This is a genomic window from Enterobacter sp. 198 (genome assembly GCF_009025585.1).
Taxonomy (GTDB): Bacteria; Pseudomonadota; Gammaproteobacteria; order Enterobacterales; family Enterobacteriaceae; genus Enterobacter; species Enterobacter ludwigii.
In genome coordinates, this window is the sequence record NZ_WCIM01000011.1 from 1 (window position 1) to 19,861 (window position 19,861).

Annotated in this window: 16 protein-coding genes and 5 tRNA genes; 6 read left to right on the forward strand and 15 right to left on the reverse strand. The window is 54.5% G+C overall.

Annotated features, from left to right (window positions below):
- From tuf to F8561_RS04500, 5 genes are all read right to left on the reverse strand, one after another.
- A partial coding sequence (gene tuf, locus F8561_RS04480) for an elongation factor Tu (RefSeq protein WP_063934462.1) occupies positions 1–1,139 on the reverse strand: 1,139 nt, incomplete at its 3' end.
- Between the two features lie 118 nt (positions 1,140–1,257).
- Positions 1,258–1,333: transfer RNA gene (locus tag F8561_RS04485), tRNA-Thr, on the reverse strand.
- Positions 1,334–1,339: 6 nt separating this feature from the next.
- Positions 1,340–1,414: transfer RNA gene (locus F8561_RS04490), tRNA-Gly, on the reverse strand.
- Between the two features lie 116 nt (positions 1,415–1,530).
- A tRNA-Tyr gene (locus F8561_RS04495) sits at positions 1,531–1,615 on the reverse strand.
- Between the two features lie 8 nt (positions 1,616–1,623).
- A tRNA-Thr gene (locus F8561_RS04500) sits at positions 1,624–1,699 on the reverse strand.
- A gap of 315 nt (positions 1,700–2,014) precedes the next feature.
- Between F8561_RS04500 and coaA the strand changes: the two genes are divergently transcribed.
- Entirely contained in the window at positions 2,015–2,965 is a 951-nt protein-coding gene (gene coaA / locus F8561_RS04505; RefSeq protein ID WP_025206418.1) for a type I pantothenate kinase, read from the forward strand.
- A gap of 50 nt (positions 2,966–3,015) precedes the next feature.
- On the opposite strand, the gene dppF is transcribed toward coaA, so the two are convergent.
- The 9 genes from dppF to F8561_RS04550 all read right to left on the reverse strand — a co-directional run bounded on the left by dppF (position 3,016) and on the right by F8561_RS04550 (position 13,583).
- Entirely contained in the window at positions 3,016–4,029 is a 1,014-nt protein-coding gene (gene dppF, locus F8561_RS04510) for a dipeptide ABC transporter ATP-binding subunit DppF (protein ID WP_040018430.1), read from the reverse strand.
- Entirely contained in the window at positions 4,026–5,009 is a 984-nt protein-coding gene (gene dppD / locus F8561_RS04515) for a dipeptide ABC transporter ATP-binding protein (protein WP_014168148.1), read from the reverse strand. The genes dppF and dppD overlap by 4 nt, the downstream gene beginning before the upstream one ends.
- A gap of 10 nt (positions 5,010–5,019) precedes the next feature.
- Complete coding sequence (gene dppC / locus F8561_RS04520) at positions 5,020–5,922, reverse strand: dipeptide ABC transporter permease DppC (RefSeq protein ID WP_014168147.1); 903 nt, start codon at positions 5,920–5,922, stop codon at positions 5,020–5,022.
- 9 nt (positions 5,923–5,931) lie between these two features.
- On the reverse strand, positions 5,932–6,951 hold the full coding sequence (dppB, locus tag F8561_RS04525) for a dipeptide ABC transporter permease DppB (RefSeq protein WP_020882632.1): 1,020 nt from the start codon (positions 6,949–6,951) through the stop codon (positions 5,932–5,934).
- Positions 6,952–7,112: 161 nt separating this feature from the next.
- Positions 7,113–8,720, reverse strand: coding sequence for a dipeptide ABC transporter periplasmic-binding protein DppA (gene dppA / locus F8561_RS04530; protein WP_014168145.1), 1,608 nt, complete (start codon positions 8,718–8,720; stop codon positions 7,113–7,115).
- Between the two features lie 620 nt (positions 8,721–9,340).
- Positions 9,341–9,417, reverse strand: a tRNA-Pro gene (locus F8561_RS04535).
- A 91-nt stretch (positions 9,418–9,508) separates the two neighbouring features.
- On the reverse strand, positions 9,509–11,203 hold the full coding sequence (gene eptB / locus F8561_RS04540; RefSeq protein ID WP_151887188.1) for a kdo(2)-lipid A phosphoethanolamine 7''-transferase: 1,695 nt from the start codon (positions 11,201–11,203) through the stop codon (positions 9,509–9,511).
- 240 nt (positions 11,204–11,443) lie between these two features.
- Positions 11,444–12,646, reverse strand: coding sequence for an MFS transporter (locus tag F8561_RS04545; RefSeq protein WP_025206420.1), 1,203 nt, complete (start codon positions 12,644–12,646; stop codon positions 11,444–11,446).
- A gap of 238 nt (positions 12,647–12,884) precedes the next feature.
- Positions 12,885–13,583, reverse strand: coding sequence for an autotransporter domain-containing protein (locus F8561_RS04550; RefSeq protein WP_059305629.1), 699 nt, complete (start codon positions 13,581–13,583; stop codon positions 12,885–12,887).
- Positions 13,584–13,745: 162 nt separating this feature from the next.
- Between F8561_RS04550 and tag the strand changes: the two genes are divergently transcribed.
- Positions 13,746–14,327 carry a DNA-3-methyladenine glycosylase I gene (gene tag, locus F8561_RS04555; protein WP_014168140.1) on the forward strand — a complete coding sequence of 194 codons (582 nt, stop codon included), beginning with the start codon at positions 13,746–13,748 and terminating at the stop codon, positions 14,325–14,327.
- On the forward strand, positions 14,305–14,745 hold the full coding sequence (locus tag F8561_RS04560; protein WP_044858831.1) for an N-acetyltransferase: 441 nt from the start codon (positions 14,305–14,307) through the stop codon (positions 14,743–14,745). The genes tag and F8561_RS04560 overlap by 23 nt, the downstream gene beginning before the upstream one ends.
- On the opposite strand, the gene F8561_RS04565 is transcribed toward F8561_RS04560, so the two are convergent.
- Complete coding sequence (locus tag F8561_RS04565) at positions 14,714–16,993, reverse strand: molybdopterin guanine dinucleotide-containing S/N-oxide reductase (protein WP_264291728.1); 2,280 nt, start codon at positions 16,991–16,993, stop codon at positions 14,714–14,716. The two genes, F8561_RS04560 and F8561_RS04565, sit on opposite strands and share 32 nt — an antisense overlap.
- Before the next feature lie 212 nt (positions 16,994–17,205).
- Here F8561_RS04565 and F8561_RS04570 point away from each other — a divergent pair, with 212 nt between their 5' ends.
- The 3 genes from F8561_RS04570 to F8561_RS04580 all read left to right on the forward strand — a co-directional run bounded on the left by F8561_RS04570 (position 17,206) and on the right by F8561_RS04580 (position 19,861).
- Positions 17,206–17,868, forward strand: coding sequence for an OmpA family lipoprotein (locus F8561_RS04570; protein WP_014168137.1), 663 nt, complete (start codon positions 17,206–17,208; stop codon positions 17,866–17,868).
- A 123-nt stretch (positions 17,869–17,991) separates the two neighbouring features.
- A complete protein-coding gene (locus F8561_RS04575) occupies positions 17,992–19,008 on the forward strand; it encodes a LacI family DNA-binding transcriptional regulator (RefSeq protein ID WP_014168136.1) in 1,017 nt (338 codons plus the stop codon).
- 103 nt (positions 19,009–19,111) lie between these two features.
- Positions 19,112–19,861 carry a sugar phosphate isomerase/epimerase family protein gene (locus F8561_RS04580; protein WP_020882639.1) on the forward strand — a complete coding sequence of 250 codons (750 nt, stop codon included), beginning with the start codon at positions 19,112–19,114 and terminating at the stop codon, positions 19,859–19,861.

Consider the following 19,861-nt stretch of genomic DNA (forward strand, 5'->3'; position numbering starts at 1 on the left):
CCTTCACGGATTGCGAAACGCAGACCGTCGTCCATCGCGATTGGGTGGATCAGCGTCACAACCATCTTGATGTTGTCGCCTGGCATTACCATCTCAACGCCTTCTGGCAGTTCGATGGTACCGGTCACGTCAGTTGTACGGAAGTAGAACTGTGGACGGTAGCCTTTGAAGAACGGAGTATGACGGCCGCCTTCGTCTTTGGACAGGATGTACACTTCAGATTCGAACTTGGTGTGTGGCTTGATTGAGCCTGGCTTAGCCAGTACCTGACCACGTTCGATTTCTTCACGTTTGATACCACGCAGCAGAACACCTACGTTCTCACCAGCACGGCCTTCGTCCAGCAGTTTGCGGAACATTTCAACGCCAGTACAGGTAGACTTAGCAGTCTCTTTGATACCAACGATTTCAACTTCTTCGCCAACTTTGATGATACCGCGCTCAACACGACCGGTAACAACGGTACCACGACCGGAGATGGAGAATACGTCTTCGATTGGCAGCAGGAACGGCTTGTCAATCGCACGCTCTGGTTCTGGGATGTAAGAATCCAGGAAGCCAGCCAGTTCGATGATTTTCTCTTCCCACTCTGCTTCGCCTTCCAGCGCTTTCAGCGCGGAACCACGAACGATTGGGGTGTCGTCGCCTGGGAAATCGTACTGAGACAGCAGTTCACGAACTTCCATCTCTACCAGTTCCAGCAGCTCTTCGTCATCAACCATGTCACATTTGTTCAGGAACACGATGATGTAAGGAACGCCTACCTGACGACCCAGCAGGATGTGCTCACGAGTCTGAGGCATTGGGCCGTCAGTCGCAGCAACAACCAGGATCGCGCCGTCCATCTGCGCAGCACCGGTGATCATGTTTTTAACATAGTCGGCGTGGCCTGGGCAGTCTACGTGTGCGTAGTGGCGAGTCGGGGTGTCATATTCAACGTGAGAAGTGTTGATGGTGATACCACGCGCTTTTTCTTCTGGTGCGTTATCGATCTGGTCGAATGCACGAGCAGAACCACCGTAGGTTTTAGCCAGAACGGTAGTGATTGCAGCGGTCAGCGTTGTTTTACCATGGTCAACGTGGCCGATAGTACCGACGTTAACGTGCGGTTTTGTACGTTCAAACTTTTCTTTAGACATCGATTGTCCCTCTAAGACACGGATAAATCGGTGATATCACCACATCAACCAGGCGAAATGCCTGAATTGTTGAATACAGTAAAATTGAAACAGAGAGAAACGGGAAGGAGAAGTGAAGTGGTGCTGATACCCAGAGTCGAACTGGGGACCTCACCCTTACCAAGGGTGCGCTCTACCAACTGAGCCATATCAGCACGTATTGGAGCGGGCAGCGGGAATCGAACCCGCATCATCAGCTTGGAAGGCTGAGGTAATAGCCATTATACGATGCCCGCATCCTGAAACTCGGCTACCCAGTTCTTTCTGTAACAAAAAAAGAGATTTCTCTCTTTTTAGGTTCGAGCTGATTCAATTTTCAAACCAGCTCCGGCGGCTTAACGCTGCCAGAAAGTGGTGGTGGGGGAAGGATTCGAACCTTCGAAGTCTGTGACGGCAGATTTACAGTCTGCTCCCTTTGGCCGCTCGGGAACCCCACCGGACTTGATGGTGCCGACTACCGGAATCGAACTGGTGACCTACTGATTACAAGTCAGTTGCTCTACCTACTGAGCTAAGTCGGCATCAAGTAGCGCGCATTCTATGGAGACATGCGCAGTCATGCAACTAAAAAATTGCATAAAACGTTCTTTCGCTCACATTTTATTCGAAACCAGGGTTAACCGCTGTAAATTCATCCACTCAAGGTCAAAAATTCAACATCAGCGCCCGATTTACACCACTTATACCGTATCGTGATGACTCCCGCGTAAAGCATCGCTTCCCCATATTTTTTCTTATTATTCCTGTCATCTGGTGTTAACCTCCTGCCCATTGTCCAAAATTAACTATGTTGAGCCCGGACGCGCTGTGTTGTGCTGGCTCACTGAAGCATGCTTATGAGCAAAAAAGAGCAAACGTTAATGACACCTTATCTTCAGTTTAACCGTAGCCAGTGGGCTGCACTGCGTGACTCCGTCCCGATGACGCTGACGGAAGGCGAAATCGCACGGTTAAAGGGGATAAACGAAGATCTGTCGCTGGAAGAAGTGGCAGAAATCTATTTACCACTCTCGCGCTTGCTTAACTTCTATATCAGCTCCAACCTGCGCCGTCAGGCGGTGCTGGAGCAGTTCCTCGGGACGAACGGCCAACGCATTCCTTATATCATCAGCATTGCAGGCAGCGTGGCCGTCGGTAAAAGCACCACCGCACGCGTATTGCAGGCGTTACTGAGCCGCTGGCCAGAGCACCGCAGCGTGGAGCTCATCACCACTGACGGTTTCCTGCACCCGAATGAGGTGTTAAAGGAACGCGGGCTTATGAAGAAGAAGGGCTTCCCGCTCTCTTATGATATGCACCGTCTGGTGAAGTTTGTCTCTGACCTGAAATCGGGCGCGCCTAACGTGACGGCTCCGGTCTATTCGCACCTGATCTACGATCGCATCCCGGGTGGAGACAAAACGGTGGTTCAGCCGGATATCCTGATCCTCGAAGGGTTAAACGTCCTGCAAAGCGGGATGGATTATCCTCACGATCCCCATCATGTGTTTGTCTCTGACTTCGTCGATTTCTCTATTTATGTCGATGCGCCGGAAGACCTGCTGCAGAACTGGTATATCAACCGCTTCCTGAAGTTCCGTGAAGGGGCGTTCACCGATCCTGACTCCTATTTCCACCACTACGCCCAGCTTTCTGAAGAAGAAGCCATTAATGTGGCGAGAGGGCTGTGGAATGAGATCAACTACGTGAACCTGAAAGAGAACATCCTGCCCACCCGTGAGCGCGCCAGTCTGATCCTCACCAAGAGTGAGAAACACGCTGTCGACCAGATCCGTCTGCGCAAGTAATCACGCAGACATAAAAAAACCGGCTTAGCGCCGGTTTTTTTATTGATGGATTACGCCACCGGCTTTTCGCCATTCTCATCCTGATCGACCGCGAAGCAGGCAACCAGCTGACCGCCATAATCCTTGAGCTGTGGCTGCAACTGGGTGCACGGGCCAAAACGGCGACTGCAGCGGGCGTTGAATGCACAGCCTGGAGGCGGATTCAGCGGGCTGGGCAATTCACCCGTCAGCTTGATACGCTCACGACGATCGTCAGGGTTCAGACGCGGGGTCGCAGACAGCAGCGCCTGGGTGTACGGGTGACGAGGATGAGTAAAGATCTGCTCTTTTGTCCCCTTCTCCACGCAGCGCCCCAGATACATCACCATCACTTCGTCGGCAATGTGCTCCACAACCGACAGGTCGTGCGAAATAAACACGTACGACAGCCCCATGTCCTGCTGCAGATCCATCATCAGGTTCAACACCTGCGCACGCACAGAAACGTCGAGGGCTGATACCGGCTCATCGGCGATGACCACGTCAGGGTCGAGCATCAAACCACGCGCAATCGCGATACGCTGGCGCTGGCCGCCAGAGAACATATGCGGATAACGATCGTAATGCTCGGTCTTCAGGCCCACTTTCGCCATCATCGCCAGCGCTTTTTCACGACGCTGCTCTTTGTTCAGATTGCTGTTAATCAGCAGGGGCTCTTCCAGAATCTGTCCCACTTTTTTACGCGGGTTCAACGATCCGTACGGGTTCTGGAACACAATCTGTATTTTCTGACGGCGCAGTTTCTGTGCCTGTGGATCGTGCTTGAGCAGGTCCTGTCCCTGATAATAGAGCTCACCGCCGGTGGGGACTTCAATCATTGTCAGCAAACGACCCAACGTCGATTTGCCACAGCCTGACTCACCGACCACCGCCAGGGTTTTGCCGCGTTCAAGGGTAAAGGATACGCCATCCAGCGCTTTCACCAGGCGTTCAGGCGCAAACAGCCCCTTTTTCACCGGATAGTATTTTTTCAGGTCGATAGCCTGCAACAGCGGTTGTTGCTTGGTGGCCTGTTGCGTACTCATAGTGTTGGCCTCCCGGCATCATCGAGTGGGTAGTGGCATTTCGACTGACGACCGTCAGCAAGCAGGTTGAGCTCTGGCTCTTCTGCACGACATTTGTCTGTAGCATACGGACAACGCGGATTAAGCAGGCAGCCCTGCGGTCGGTCATATTTACCCGGTACGACGCCCGGAAGTGATGCCAGACGCGCTTTGTCCTGGGCAAACTCCGGCAGCGCACGCAAAAGCGCCTGCGTATACGGGTGACGCGGCGCGCGGAAAATATCGTGCGAATGTCCAGTCTCGACCACCTGACCTGCATACATCACGATAATTTTGTGCGCCGCTTCGGCCACCAGCGCCAGGTCATGCGTAATCAGCACCAGCGCCATGTTCTCTTTCTGCTGCAGTTCCAGCAGCAGCTCGATGATCTGTGCCTGGATAGTCACGTCCAGTGCCGTTGTCGGTTCATCCGCGATCAGCAGTTTTGGCCGACAGGCAATCGCCATGGCGATCATCACACGCTGGCTCATCCCACCGGAGAGCTGGTGCGGGTAAACGTCCAGACGCGATGCCGGGTCAGGGATACCGACCTGATTTAGCAGATCGATCGCACGCTGACGCCGGGTCTTTTTATTCCCGCCCTGGTGCACCTTGATGGCTTCCATAATCTGGAATCCCACGGTGTAACAAGGGTTCAGGCTGGTCATTGGGTCCTGGAAGATCATCGCCACTTCCGCACCGACCAGCTGGCGGCGCTGCTTTTCGGAGATACGCTGCAGGTCCTGACCGTTAAACTCCAGACTTTCGGCCATCACACGGCCGGGATAATCAATCAGCCCCATGATGGCCAGTGAACTGACCGACTTACCGGACCCCGACTCACCCACAATGCCGACCACTTCGCCCTGATTTACGCTGTAGCTGATGCGGTCCACGGCGCGAAACGGAGTGCCTTCGTCTCCGAAGTGCACCGATAATTTATCTACATTTAATAACGCCATCTCGTGCCTCTTACTGCTTCAGTTTGGGATCAAGTGCATCACGCAGGCCATCACCCATCAGGTTAAATGCCAGCACCGTCAGCAGGATTGCCAGACCCGGGAAGGTCACAACCCACCAGGCGCTTTGGGCGAACTGCAACACATCGGAGAGCATGGTGCCCCACTCCGGTGTTGGCGGCTGCGCACCCATGCCCAGGAAGCCAAGAGCGGCCATATCAAGAATGGCGTTAGAGAAACCGAGCGACGCCTGAACAATCAGCGGCGCCAGGCAGTTCGGGAAGATGTTGACGAACATTTGACGCATCGCGCCAGCACCCGCCACGCGGGAGGCCGTTACGTAGTCGCGGTTTACTTCCACCAGCACCGCCGCGCGCGTGAGTCGCACATAGTGGGGAAGCGCCACGAAGGTTAATGCCAGCGCGGCGTTACTGATCGACGGACCAAAAATCGCCACCAGTACCAGCGCCAACAGCAAGCTGGGCAGCGCCAGCATGATGTCGACGATACGCATGATGATGTTATCGATAATGCCGCCGAAGTAGCCGGCAACCAGACCGAGTACGATCCCCATAACCAGCGACAACACGACCACCAGGCAGCCGACCAGCAACGACAGACGCGCACCGTACATCAGACGCGACAGCACATCGCGGCCCACGTCATCGGTACCCAGCAGGTGCGACAGGCTACCGCCGTCCTGCCATGCTGGCGGTGCCAGCAACGCATCACGGAACTGATCCGCCGGGTTATACGGTGCGAGCACGTTGGCAAACACCGCAATCAGGATCATGACAGAGACATAAACCAGCCCCACCACCGCGCCTTTGTTGCGCTTGAAGTAGTGCCAGAATTCCTGCAGCGGCGTCATGGGAACCGGTGCAGTAACCACTTTATTTTCAGAAACGTGTGACATGATGGCCCCTTACTTCTTATGACGAATACGCGGGTTCACCACGCCGTAGAGCAAATCGACCAGCAGGTTGACGAGAATAATCATCGTCGCGACCAGCAATACCCCGCCCTGCACTACCGGATAATCACGGCGTTGCAGTGCGTCAATCAGCCAGCGTCCGAGGCCCGGCCAGGAGAAGATGGTTTCGGTCAGGATCGCCCCCGCCAGCAACGTCCCCACCTGCAGACCAATGACGGTCACCACCGGCAGCATGGCGTTACGCAGGGCGTGAACGATAATGACGCGCATACGCGTCAGACCTTTGGCGCGTGCGGTGCGAATGTAATCCTCACCCAACACTTCCAGCATTGAAGAACGGGTCATACGCACGATAACCGCCAGAGGAATGGTACCGAGCACCATCGCAGGCAGGATCATATGTGCCACCGCATCAATGAAGTTACCCTCTTCGCCCCAGATAGCCGTATCGATCAGCATGAAACCGGTCAGAGGATTCGTATCATCCAGGAAGACCATATCGCTGACGCGTCCGGAGACCGGCGTCAGGTTTAGCTGCACCGAGACCAGCATGATCAGCATCATGCCCCACCAGAAGATAGGCATGGAGTAACCCGTCAGCGCCAGGCCAACAGCCGTATGGTCGAAAATAGAGCCACGTTTCACGGCAGCCAGGACCCCAACAGGGATACCCACCGCAGTGGCGAAAATCATGGCGCAGACACCAAGCTCCAGTGTCGCTTTAAAACGCGGCACGAACTCGTCCCACACCGGAAGACGGCTTTTCAGCGAAATCCCTAAATCACCGTGCAACACGCCCCAGATATAGTTGAGGTATTGCTGCCACAGTGGTTTGTTCAGGCCAAGCTCAGCCAGCAGCTGTGCATGGCGTTCAGGTGAAATACCACGCTCGCCCGCCATAATCATTACCGGGTCGCCGGGGATCATATGGACGAAGGCAAAAGTGAGAAGGGTGATACCGATAAACGTGGGGATAACAAGTCCCAGACGTCGGAGGATGAACTGCAACATAACCCGGATTCTCTCTGATGACGTACAACCAGTTGGCGTGACGTCTGTATTGCTCACAAATGTAAATTCCCTCTCTCTTCAGGAGAGGATTAGGGTGAGGGAATGCATGCACGCCCTCACCCCTGCCCTCTCCGTGAAGGAGAGGGTGAACACCCTACTTATTATTCAACAGAGACGTTTTCGAAGTGGTGTTTGCCCAGTGGATCAACCACGTAGCCCTTCACTTCTTTACGCACTGGTTCGTACACGGTGGAGTGAGCCACAATCAGAGCCGGAGCCTGATCGTGCATCACAACCTGAGCCTGTTTGTACAGCTCGATACGTTTGTTGTGATCGTCGGTCGCACGCGCCGGCTGGATCAGGTCTTCAAACGGCTTATAGCACCAGCGAGAGTAGTTAGAACCGTCTTTCGCAGCTGCACAGCTGAACAGGGTAGCGAAGAAGTTGTCCGGATCCCCATTGTCACCGGTCCAGCCCATCATCACCGCCTGATGCTCACCCGCTTTGGCACGCTTCAGATACTCGCCCCACTCGTAGGTCACAATCTTGGCCTGAACGCCCACTTTAGCCCAGTCAGCCTGAACCATTTCAGCCATACGGCGTGCGTTCGGGTTATACGGACGCTGTACTGGCATCGCCCACAGCTCAACGGTAAAGCCTTTCTCCTGGCCTGCTTCTTTCAGCAGCGCTTTCGCTTTCTCAGGATCGTAGGTGTAGTCTTTAACGTCGTCGTTATAGCCCCACATGGTTGGTGGGATCAGGTTCTTGGCGGCAACACCCGCGCCCTGATAGACCGCTTTAATGATCGCTTCTTTATTCACCGCATAGGTCAACGCCTGACGGACTTTCACGTCATCAAACGGTTTCTTCTCGGTGTTGAAGGAGAGGTAACCCACGTTCAGACCAGCCTGCTCCAGCAGGTTGATGTTTTTATCCTGCTTCATGCGCGCGATGTCAGCCGGGTTCGGGTATGGCATGACCTGGCATTCATTTTTCTGCAGTTTTGCGTAACGCACAGAAGCATCAGGCGTGATGGAGAAGACCAGACGATCGATCTGCGGCTTGGTGCCCCAGAAGCCCGGGAAGGCTTTATACAGAATACGGGAATCTTTCTGGTACTGCAGAAGCTGGAACGGACCGGTACCGATTGGGTTCAGGTCCACTTTCTCCGGGGTGCCGGCTTTCAGCATGTTGTCCGCGTACTCTTTAGACAGAATAGAGGCGAAGTCCATGGCCAGGTCAGCCAGGAATGGTGCTTCCGGACGCGTCAGCACGAACTGAACGGTTTTATCGTCCACTTTTTTCACTTCAGCGATCAGGTCCTGCAGGCCCATCCCTTCGAAGTATTCATAGCTGCCGCCAGACACTTTGTGATACGGGTTCTGAGCGTTTTTCTGACGGTCGAAGGAGAACACAACGTCATCGGCGTTAAAATCGCGCGTTGGTTTGAATTCTTTGTTGTCCTGCCACTTCACGCCCTGGCGCAGGTGGAAGGTATAGGTCTTACCGTCTTCGCTGACGTCCCACTTCTCCGCCAGACCTGGGATCACTTCCGTGGTACCGGTTTTGAATTCAACCAGACGGTTATAGATAGGCACAGAGCTTGCGTCGTAAGTCGTACCAGAGGTAAAGAGCTGTGGGTTAAAGCCTTCCGGCGAGCCTTCAGAACAGTAAACCAGGGTTTTTGCCTGTACGCTTGCTGCCACGGTCATAGCCACCAGGCTCAGACCAAGCTTCAGCATCCCTGACTTCTTCAAGGAAATACTCATTATTCTGCTCCAATGTGATGTTTTGCTTTGTTGTGTTACGCCGCCAGACCTTTATTTATTTTTTACCCGGTCCGGTCGGTGATGCCCGAAGGCGTTTAAGGGATGGAGAATCCTTTCAGAAGAGCGTTTGAGTTGCAGCGCAGATCGTCCCTGAAATGCCCCTCATGCCCTACAATCTGTCAACAGAATGTGAAAACGTCAATACAGGTGACGGGGATTTACGCTGAGTGTGAGAAACCGCAAACAAAGATTAAAAAAACTATGTATGCCAGTTTTCAGCAGGGAAATTTATGCTACTCGCTATGTTGCAGCACAATTATCTTCATATTTCGCAACAATCAGTGATTAACTTTTATTCAGATCGGGTAAATTTTCTTGCAGAACGGTGATTATCTGAGCACTAAATACCGCGAACGTTAAAACGCACAGCGAAAAATGCTGAGGTTATCCATAAGCAACGCGAAAAAAGATCAATCTATATATAAAAAAATACAATGGATTATGTCACAAAATCGTTAACAGACAGGAAGAAGGCGGGATAAGGGGCGTTTTGGTGAATCAGGATGAGTAAGCTGCTAATGCAAAAAGGGCTAACCTTGCGGTTAGCCCTTTTTTAAATGTGGTCGGCGAGAGAGGATTCGAACCTCCGACCCACTGGTCCCAAACCAGTTGCGCTACCAAGCTGCGCTACTCGCCGAATGCGGAGCGCATCTTACTGCTGAGGTGCGCCCCCGTCAATCCCTTAAATTAAAAAAGCCCTTCAACTGGCGATATTCTCGCCAGACGCGTTACTGCGCGGCTTTCGCCTTACTCTCAGGGAGTTTGCACCAGTTGTTATTTTCGTTGATACCGCCGTCAGGAGAGGTATAACCCAGGCAACCCAAAATGGTGTCATACAGCTCAACATGACGACGCGGCACCTTCATGTCTGCCTCTTTTTTCAGGTGGGCAAACATCTTCGCTTTCTCTGGGTCTTCCAGGTACTTGTCCGACATCCACATGATCATCGGTACACGGAATTGTTCAGGCGGTGCCAGCTTGCGCGGCGTACCGTGCAAATGCTCTTTCTCGTTGATTGACTCTCCGTGGTCAGCAGCATAAATAACAATCGCTTTCTTATCACGAAGCTGGTCAATCACCCGGCTCAGGAACGTATCCACATACAGAACCGAGTTATCATAGGCATTGATCAGTTCCTGCTTGCTGCAGTCTTTATTGATGCCTACACACTCCGGCTGCCACTTCGCAAAATCACGCGTGTAACGCTGGTAATAGCTGTAATGGGAGCCTTTAGTATGCAGGATAACCAGATGTTTACCCTGCGGATGGCTCTTCAGGGACTGTGACATCTCCTCAAGGAGCAACATGTCATCCACGTTCTTGCCGCGGTTACGTGGTTCGGCGCCAATCTGCTCGCGATACGAGATGTTGTCCGCCAGCGTGTTGGTGTAGAACCACATCTCACTTTGCATCGCGAATAAATCGGAGCTGAAACCGAGCTGCTTCAGTACCGCAAATACGTTCTGCTCTTTCAGGGTACGCTGTGGGTTATCACTGGCACCGCCTTCACGAACAAACATACAACGCAGCGAGAGCTTGGTTGCGGTATCGCAAGAATACCCCCGGTAAGCCACCAGGTTCTTTTCCTGCGCCAGTTTTGGCGTGGTATCCCGGTCATAACCGAGGATGCCCATATGATCCCAGCGCGTCGTTTCACCAATAACAAAGACAACATAGGTATCATCGAGTTGGTTACCCGGCGCTTCGTAACTGAATTTTTTCATTGGGTTGATGAGCGATTTCACATCACTTGATTCATCCGCCTGCGCCCAGGCATAAAGACCCAGCGCTGAAATCCAGTTGGAGGGCAGGTAGGAGTTTGCTACCACGCCGCCATAGCTTGGCATATCCACGCCCGTCGCTTTTTCGATTCGTTTTTGCTGTTTTTCCATCAAGCGGATGGGTGCCCATACCAGCAAGGCCGCCAGGATAACGACGGCGATATTCCTGATTCGCTGCCCACGGGTGCGGAGCTGGCGCAGCAACGTATAGCGGCAGGTATTACTCCAGATAAAGAAGAGCGGGATCAGGCAGGTTAATACCGTCCAGACGATAAACCCTTTTCCAACCACCTCTTTCGAGAGGTCGATATCCGTTGTCATTACCGACGCGACGATGCCGTAGCCAATAACGACATTCATAAAGGTCATGTAATAACTGGCAGCGGCGGAAATAATTACCACCAGTGAGGCCAAAATTTGCCAGGTGCGTCGGCCGAAGAGTGAGAGCAGGCGTAACAGGAAGAATGTGGCGAGAACGGAACCGAACACTTCAATTGCGGCAAAAATTCCATTTCTTACGGTGAGATGTTCTAAATAACCTTCCACTCTTCTGAACAACACCGCGCCATTCAGAAATAAACCGATATAGACAGCCAGCATCAGACACAATCTTTGCTGGGTAAGAGACCTAATGTATTTCATGCAAACAACCCTGGGGAAAGGGGTATAGAGACCCGCTTAATCTCGATGAGAAAGCAGACAGAGTAAGTAAGTGCGTAAGAAACCGTTATCAGAAACGTCTACAAGCGCGTTAAGTAGACCACAGCGGGAGAGAAAAGTGGCAGCAGAGAATGTGATCGGTGCATTTTTTTACAAAATAACACGACCAGGCATACTTTGGACGACCATAAAAAAGAGGCCGTAAAGGCCTCTTAGCGATAATCAGGCATGCGCTTCGTTAAAGACTTCACGCTGCGGCTGCCGAATGGTGGTCGACAAGGCCAGCGAGATTATCAGCAAAGCAAATATCACGCAGAAGGTCACATAGAACCCACCGAACAGCGAAGCGATTAACGAGCCGCAGATACTGCCGATGCCAAAGCCCAGATAGATAACGCCGTAGTTTTTCGCCAGATTGTTCAGGCCGAAGAACTCACTGACTAGCGACGGGAAGACGGTAATCGTGCCGCCGAAATTAAAGGCCACACAGGCAATTGCGGCGAAGAACGTGGCTTCGTTCAGTGGGGCAAACAACAGCGCCGCCATCCCCACCAGCGAAACAACCTGCCCGATAGTAATCACGCGGATACGGGCAATTTTGTCAGACAGAATCCCGAGCACCAGACGGCCAGAGAGATTGGCAATGGAGATGACGGTGACCGCATTCGCCGCTGTTGCCGCATCCAGTTTCACCATTCCCTGAGCAATATCTTTCGCCACCCCAATCACATACAGACCGCTCATGCAGGCTGTCAGGAACATGACCGCCAGCATCCAGTACTGTGGTTGACGCATAGACTGCGCGAGGGTGAAATCATTCTCCACCACACCGTTAACGGTTTTCACCTCCTGCTGCGGCGCATCTTTCATCAGCGTGGCGCCGAACAGGATCATGACCAGAACGATAGCGCCCCAGATCATGAACGTTTTTTCGAGCCCCACGGAAGCAAGCAGGTGGGAATCAATAAATTTAAAACCAAGGCTCCCCAGGCCATAGGACCCGATGGCAAACGCAGAGATTAAACCTTTACGTTCCGGGAACCACTTCACACAGTTTGACAGGGTCAGCAGATAGCCTGCACCGTCGGCAAGTCCCACCAGCACCCCGGCGCTCAACCACAGCATCATCAGGTTGCTGGAATGCGCCGTCAGGAAAAAGCCCACGCCCAGCAGGATACCGGATGCCATCGTCACCCGCTTCACGCCGAATCGCTCCTGCAATTTTCCCGCGACGGAAGATGAAAGCGCCAGCCCGAGGCTCAGCAAGCCGAAGGAGAACGCCACCTGGCTGACCGGTGCACCAAGCTTATCGGAAAGCGCACTATTAAACAGGCTCCAGGTATAGACCGACCCCAGCGCAAACTGGGTCACGATGGTGCCAAAAAGCGTTAGCCAGCGCGTACGGTTGTAAGTTGATGTGTTCATGGCAGTTGTCCTGCAAGAGAAAGTAAGGGAATTCGCTGAGGACAACGATAAACAAAACCTTAATATGCCTGGGGTAAAACGGCATGAAATGCAGGAGGAATGGAATGAAATGCCATAAATCGGGAATGAATGACCTTGCCGGGGAATGAAGCGACAGCGTGTTAGTGACTGCTATCGCTACAACCCCCACGGCTATTGTATTCAGGATGTTATCGGCACGTTTAAAAAAGTAACAACCTTAAAAATTAGCGCTCACACCCAGGGTGTACATAAACTCCTCACCCGTGGTGGTGTATTCCCCTTGTGCCAGCGACGCATAGGCCGCCATATGCGTGTTAAACGGAATATCCGTTCCGACGGTTACATCCATCCAGTTGCCGCTTTGTGTCGGTGCCGGCGTCTGTGGCATCCCAAACTGGGATTTCCACTGGTTTTCACCAAACTGCTGGTTATAGCTTATCTGCGCCCACGGGCGAAGCTCGCCATACTGTGTATCCACGCGCCAGCCAAGCGTGCTGACGCTGGCATGCCAGAGTGGGTCGGTAAGCCCCTGCGTCGTCGCGCTGTCACCAAATTCGTTGATCATCATCGGTGCCGTGCCGTCATAACGCCACGCCATCACCGGACCGGTCGTGATACGCCCTGACACCGGAATGTTCCAGCCCACGCTCATGGCCCCTGCCGGCGTGGAACCCGACGGTAAATTCAGGGCAAGCCCGGGGGCATTTTGTGAGGACTGAATCCGCTCGGCGAGAATATCCTCATAACGCGGTTGGTGATCCGCATCCCATGTATAGCGTTCCGCCGTATTACTTTGGGCGTCTGAAACGATATATTCCTGTTGCCAGGCAAATGCTGTATTACAAAAAAACAGACAGGCTGAAATCCCCGCCAGGCCAGAAACAGCATGGCGACCACTGATTTTTTTTATCATCATCAAAGCGACTCCAGAGAGAGCCGAATTCGGCGATATTTGTCATTGTTTAGGAAGAGTTTTGCGGGCATATGGCCCTGTATTAACTATTGTCTTTATAGTAGACACGTCAAGCCTGACAGAATGAAAATTTTGCGATAACCGTTTCATTAAGGGAGATAACCGATGCAGCGTTGCGGTTGGGTAAGCCAGGATCAGCTTTATATCGACTATCACGATCGGGAATGGGGCGTACCGGAGACAGAAGGGAAAAAGCTTTTTGAGATGATCTGCCTGGAAGGTCAACAGGCGGGCTTGTCATGGATTACGGTGCTTAAGAAACGGGAAAACTATCGTAATGCTTTCCATCAGTTCGATCCGGTCGCCGTCGCTGCCATGACCGAGGACGATGTTGAACGGCTGGTCCAGGATGCAGGCATCATCCGCCATCGCGGTAAGATCCAGGCCATCATTGGTAACGCGCGCGCTTATCTGGCGATGGAGCAAAACGGAGAACCGTTCTCAGAATTTGTCTGGACGTTTGTGAACAACACGCCGCAAATTACCCAGGCCGCCACGCTCGCGGAGATTCCGGCCTCCACCCCGGCGTCGGATGCGCTCTCTAAAGCGCTGAAAAAACGCGGCTTTAAATTTGTCGGCTCCACCATCTGTTACGCCTTTATGCAGGCCTGTGGCCTGGTCAACGACCACGTTACCGGCTGCGTCTGTCATCCAGGGAGGCACCATGATCCGCAAATGGGAAAGTGATAATGCCGGGCCACTCCTGAGTCTGTGGCTTGAAAGCACCACGGAGGCGCACCCGTTTATCAGCGCGAGCTACTGGAAAGAGAACGAAGGTATGGTGCGGGATGTTTACCTGCCCGCCGCCGAAACCTGGGTATGGGAAGAGGATGGAATGCCGCGCGGCTTTATCAGCGTCATGCAGTCCCAGTTTGTAGGCGCGCTGTTTGTCTCAACTGACTTTATTGGTCGGGGGATTGGGCGTGCGCTGCTGAACCATGTTCAACAGCGCTTCCCGTATTTAAGCCTGGAGGTCTACCAGAAAAATGTCCGGGCGGTGAATTTCTATCATGCACAGGGTTTTCGCATTGAAGACAGCGCCTGGCAGGATGACACTCAGCACCCAACGTGGATCATGAGCTGGCAGGCGGATCAAACGCCGTGAGCGTAAGCTCGGGTCCCTGATATTTCTCGACCCAGGCCAGCGCCGTGTTCCCCGCGCAGCCATTCCCCAGCTTCGAGCTGGGGAGATCTTTGGTCAGAACGTTTACTGCACCGTTTTTACAAATACCGCCTTCGCTCGGCTCCAGGTCTGGCCATGCCCCCTGGTGAATGCAGATAACGCCAGGTTTAATCCCGTCGCTCACTACCGCCCCTGCCAGCACCTGGCCACGCTGATTCCAGACGCGAACCACGTCACCGTCAACGATCCCACGCGCGTGTGCATCTGCGCTGTTCAGGGTCACGGGCTCCCGTCCGGCAACCGCATACCGCTCGCGCAGTGATGAATAGTTAAGCTGGCTGTGCAGGCGATGGGCAGGATGGGCCGATAACACCTGCAACTGTTCCGGCTGGGCATTACCGTGCCACTCGTCCGGCTCAAGCCACGTTGGATGCGCCGGACAGTCGGCATACTTAAATTGGGCGATACGCTCGCTGTAGATCACAATCTTCCCGCTCTCGGTTTTCAGCGGATGGTTCTCCGGGTCGCGGCGGAAATCGGCGAAGCGAACAAACTGCGCATTCTGTTCGCTCTCCGGCATCTCAATAATCTGGTTCGCTTCCCAGAACTGCGCAAATGGCGGCAGCGTCACGCCCTGCTGGGCCCCGCGCTGACCTGCAATCTGGTAGAACGTCTCCAGCCACTGCAAATCCGTTTTGCCCTCGGTAAAACGCTCGCGCCCCCCCGTTTCCCACAACTCGCTCAGCTCAGCAAACACCTCAAAATCATCACGCGCCTCATCACGCGGCGCCACGACGCGCTTCATCGGTACCATATGCTGATTGCTGTAGTCACCGGTCATGGTGAGGTCGTTACGCTCAAACGAGGTGGTCGCCGGCAGCACAATATCGGCATGTTTGGCTGAGGCGGTCCAGAAGCATTCTGAGATAACCACCAGTTCTGGCTTCTGCCAGGCGCGGATCAGGCGATTCGTGTCCTGGTGATGAGTAAAGTTCGCGCCGCCGGCCCACCAGACAAACCGGATATCCGGGAAGTGGCGATCCAGACCGTTGTACTGATAAAACCCGCCCGGGTTTTCCAGGGCTTCAACAATGCGCGCCACCGGGATTTTATCCACGGCATCTACACCGCCCTGAATCGAGCCCTGCAGAGAAGCCAGCACTGCCGCTTTGCGGGTCGGGTTGCCGCCATTGGCGAAGTGATAAGAGAGACCAAACCCACCGCCCGGCGTACCAATTTGCCCGAGCATCGCGGCCAGCGTCACGAGCATCCAGTGTTTCTGCTCACCGAACTGCTGGCGCTGCATACCCCATCCGGACATTAACATCGTGGTGTTTTGGTGGAATAACGCCGCCAGTTCACGCAGTTTGGACGCAGGAACCCCACAAATCTCTGCCGCCCACTCTGCCGTTTTGGCCATACCGTCTGTATTGCCCGTCAGATAGTCGGCGAAGTTGTCAAAACCGGTGGTACAGCGTGCGAGGAACCCGGTATCGTGCCAGCCGTTCTCCACCAGCGTATGGGCAATGCCCAGCATCATCGCCACGTCGGTGCCCATATGCGGGGCAATCCACTCGGCGCTGTCGCCGAAGAAGTCCATGGTTTCAGAGCGCATCGGGTCAATGCAGATAATGCGCTTGCCGCTTTTACGCAGCGCATCGAAATACGGGATCCCCTGCTCGTCACTGGCATTCCACGCGATTTTCAGGGTGTTGAGCGGGTTGGCGCTCCACAGCACCACCACATCGGTGTGCTCCAGCACCAGCGGCCAGCTGGTCTGCTGCTGATACACTTCGTTACCGCCCACCACGTAGGGCATGATCGCCTGCGCTGCGCCGGTGGAGTAATCCCCAAGATGCCCGGTATACCCCCCGGCCAGACTCATATAGCGCTGAAGTAACGTTGAAGCCTTATGCAGCACGCCGTTTGAACGCCAGCCGTAAGATCCGGCAAAAATGGACGACGGGCCATACGTGTCGCGAATACGTTTGTGCTGCGCATGGATCAGCGCCAGCGCGTCATCCCAGCTCACCCGGACAAACTCATCCTGACCACGAATACCCTGCGGCTTGTCTGGCGACGCCAGAAATCCTTTACGCACCATCGGCCAGCGCACGCGCGTTTTGCTGTGCACCTGATCGCGAACGACGGTCTGTAAAGAGTTGGGATGTTGTGTTGGCAATGCCCCGCGAGACGACAGAACATTTTCGCCATCGGTTTCGACCAGCATCGGCCCCCAGTGGGCGGCGGTCAGAATCGTTTTTGTTGAGGTGCTCAAGCGTGCGCTCCTGGTTGCGTGCAGGTTTTACGGCCTTCTTAGTGAGGCAGTTTATGGTTTGTCACAAATTTCAGAGTTATACCCGGAATTTTCTCCGTATCTGGACGTCATAATCAACTGCCACGCGTGTCGTGGCAAAGAATAAAAAGGATTAAGGAAATAAGATGAAAAAACGCGTATTCGTTATTGCCGCTCTGGTGAGCGGTGCACTGGCTGTTTCTGGCTGCACAACAAACCCTTACACCGGTGAAAGCGAAGCTGGTAAATCCGGTATCGGCGCGGGTCTCGGCTCGCTGGTAGGGGCCGGTGTGGGCGCACTCTCCTCCTCCAAGAAAGACCGTGGCAAAGGCGCGTTAATTGGCGCAGCGGCAGGTGCAGCCCTGGGCGGCGGCGTGGGTTATTACATGGATGTGCAGGAAGCAAAACTGCGCGACAAAATGAAAGGCACCGGCGTGAGCGTAACGCGCAGCGGCGATAACATCATCCTGAATATGCCAAACAACGTCACCTTCGACAGCAGCAGCGCAACGCTGAAACCAGCAGGGGCGAACACCCTGACCGGCGTGGCAATGGTGCTGAAAGAGTACAACAAGACCGCGGTGAATGTGATCGGTTATACCGACAGCACCGGCAGCCAGGATCTGAATATGCGTCTGTCTCAGCAGCGTGCCGATTCTGTGGCCAGCTCGCTGATCACGCAGGGCGTTGCAGCAAACCGCATCCGCACCAGCGGCATGGGCCCTGCAAACCCTATCGCCAGCAACAGCACGGCGGAAGGCAAAGCGCAGAACCGTCGCGTTGAGATTACCTTAAGCCCAATTCAGTAAGGGCTGCCCCCCTCTTCCAGGGGGAGAGGGGGATAGGGTGTCATGCCGCCACGTCGGCATGAACCGCTTGCCATCGCTCATTTTCCCGCTAAGGTGTTCTCACTCACTTCAGGGAATTCAGCGATGAGCAAACCAACACGGGCCACAATCAGCGACGTGGCGAAAGCCGCAAACACCGGTAAAACCAGCATTTCACGCTACCTCAACGGCGAGAAACACCTGTTGTCCGATGCGTTGCTCGCTCGTATTGAACAGGCCATTGCCGATCTCGACTACCGCCCGAGCCTTATGGCGCGCGGGCTCAAACGGGGTCGTACCCGTCTTATCGGGCTTATCATCGCCGATATCACCAACCCCTACTCCGTCAACGTATTGAGCGGAATTGAAGCCGCCTGTCGCGAAAAGGGCTTTACGCCGCTGGTCTGTAACACCAACAACGAAGTCGATCAGGAGCTGCATTACCTGGATCTGCTGCGCAGCTATCAGGTCGAAGGGATTGTGGTAAATGCCGTGGGCATGCGTGAAGAAGGTTTAAACCGCCTGCAGCAATCCTCCCTGCCGATGGTTCTCATCGACCGCAAAATTCCGGAATTCGCCTGCGATGTCGTCGGGCTGGATAACACTCAGGCGGCGACAACCGCCACTGAGCATCTGATTGAACAGGGCTTTGAAGCCATCCTGTTTCTGAGCGAACCTCTGGGCATGGTCAACACCCGTCGTGAGCGACTGAGCGCGTTTCGTGCCACGCTGGAGCGTTACCCCGGCGTGATTGCCGAGAATGCCGAAACGCCACTTCATGAAGCCGATCAGCTCGACAATACCCTGCGGCAGTTCCACACCCGCCATCGCGGAATGCGTAAAGCCGTTATCTCTGCCAACGGGGCGCTGACCCTGCAGGTCGCCCGCTCGCTTAAGCGCATTGGCCTGCACTGGGGAAGCGATATCGGTCTGCTGGGGTTCGACGAACTCGAGTGGGCAGAACTGGCTGGCGTCGGGATCACCACCCTCAAACAACCCACCTGGCAGATTGGCTATGCCGCTGTTGAACAAGTGGTTCGTCGTATTGAAGGCACCAGCGATGCCGTTCGCGAGCAGGTATTTTCCGGCGAGTTGATTGTTCGCGGCTCCACCGCCCGTTAATTTCCCCTTGTGATACCGATCATAAATTCAACATCCTGACCTTTCCTTTGGAACCGGTTCCATCTAGCGTAATAGTATTGATGTATTGCGATGGAGTCCGACGATGGGCAGAAAAATCATGGTGGTCACCGCCGCGTATGGCGCGGAACAGGTGCGACAGGCAGGTGGTCAACGGGCAATGCTGCCCGTCATTGCGGGCGCGGGTGCCGACGGCGTCGAGATCCGCCGCGAGCTATTCAACAGCGAAGAGCTGCTGGCGCTGCCCGCGCTGGGTGAATCCATTGAGCTGCTGGGCCTGCTGGCATGCTACTCCGCCCCTGCGGCCCTGTTTATGCCCGATGGCACCCTCAACCCTGACCTGCCCCGTTATCTCAGCGAAGCCAGTACCCTGAATGCGCTGTGGCTCAAGGTCTCACTGGGTCATTTCAGCGACACCCAGCCGCTTCACGCCCTGCGTGCCCTGCTCGATGAAAGCGGTATGGCCCTGGTGGTGGAAAACGACCAGACCGACTGCGGCCAGCTTGCGCCGATGCAGCGCTTCAAAACCGCCTGCCGGGACATGGCGCTGCCCGTCACGCTGACGTTCGACATGGGCAACTGGCTGTGGGTGGGCGACTCCCCGGAAGAAGCCGCGCGCCATCTGGCCTCCGCAGTGAGCTATATCCACGTTAAAGCCGCCGTGCCGCATAAAGAAAATTTCCGCGCCGTGGCGCCGGATCGGGCCGATGCGCGCTGGCTGGATCTGCTTTGTCAGCTGCCCGCCGATGCCCCGCGTGGTATCGAGTTCCCGCTGGAAGGGGCGGATTTAACCGCCGTCACCCGTCATTACGTAAACCTGCTGCGTGAGGAGTAA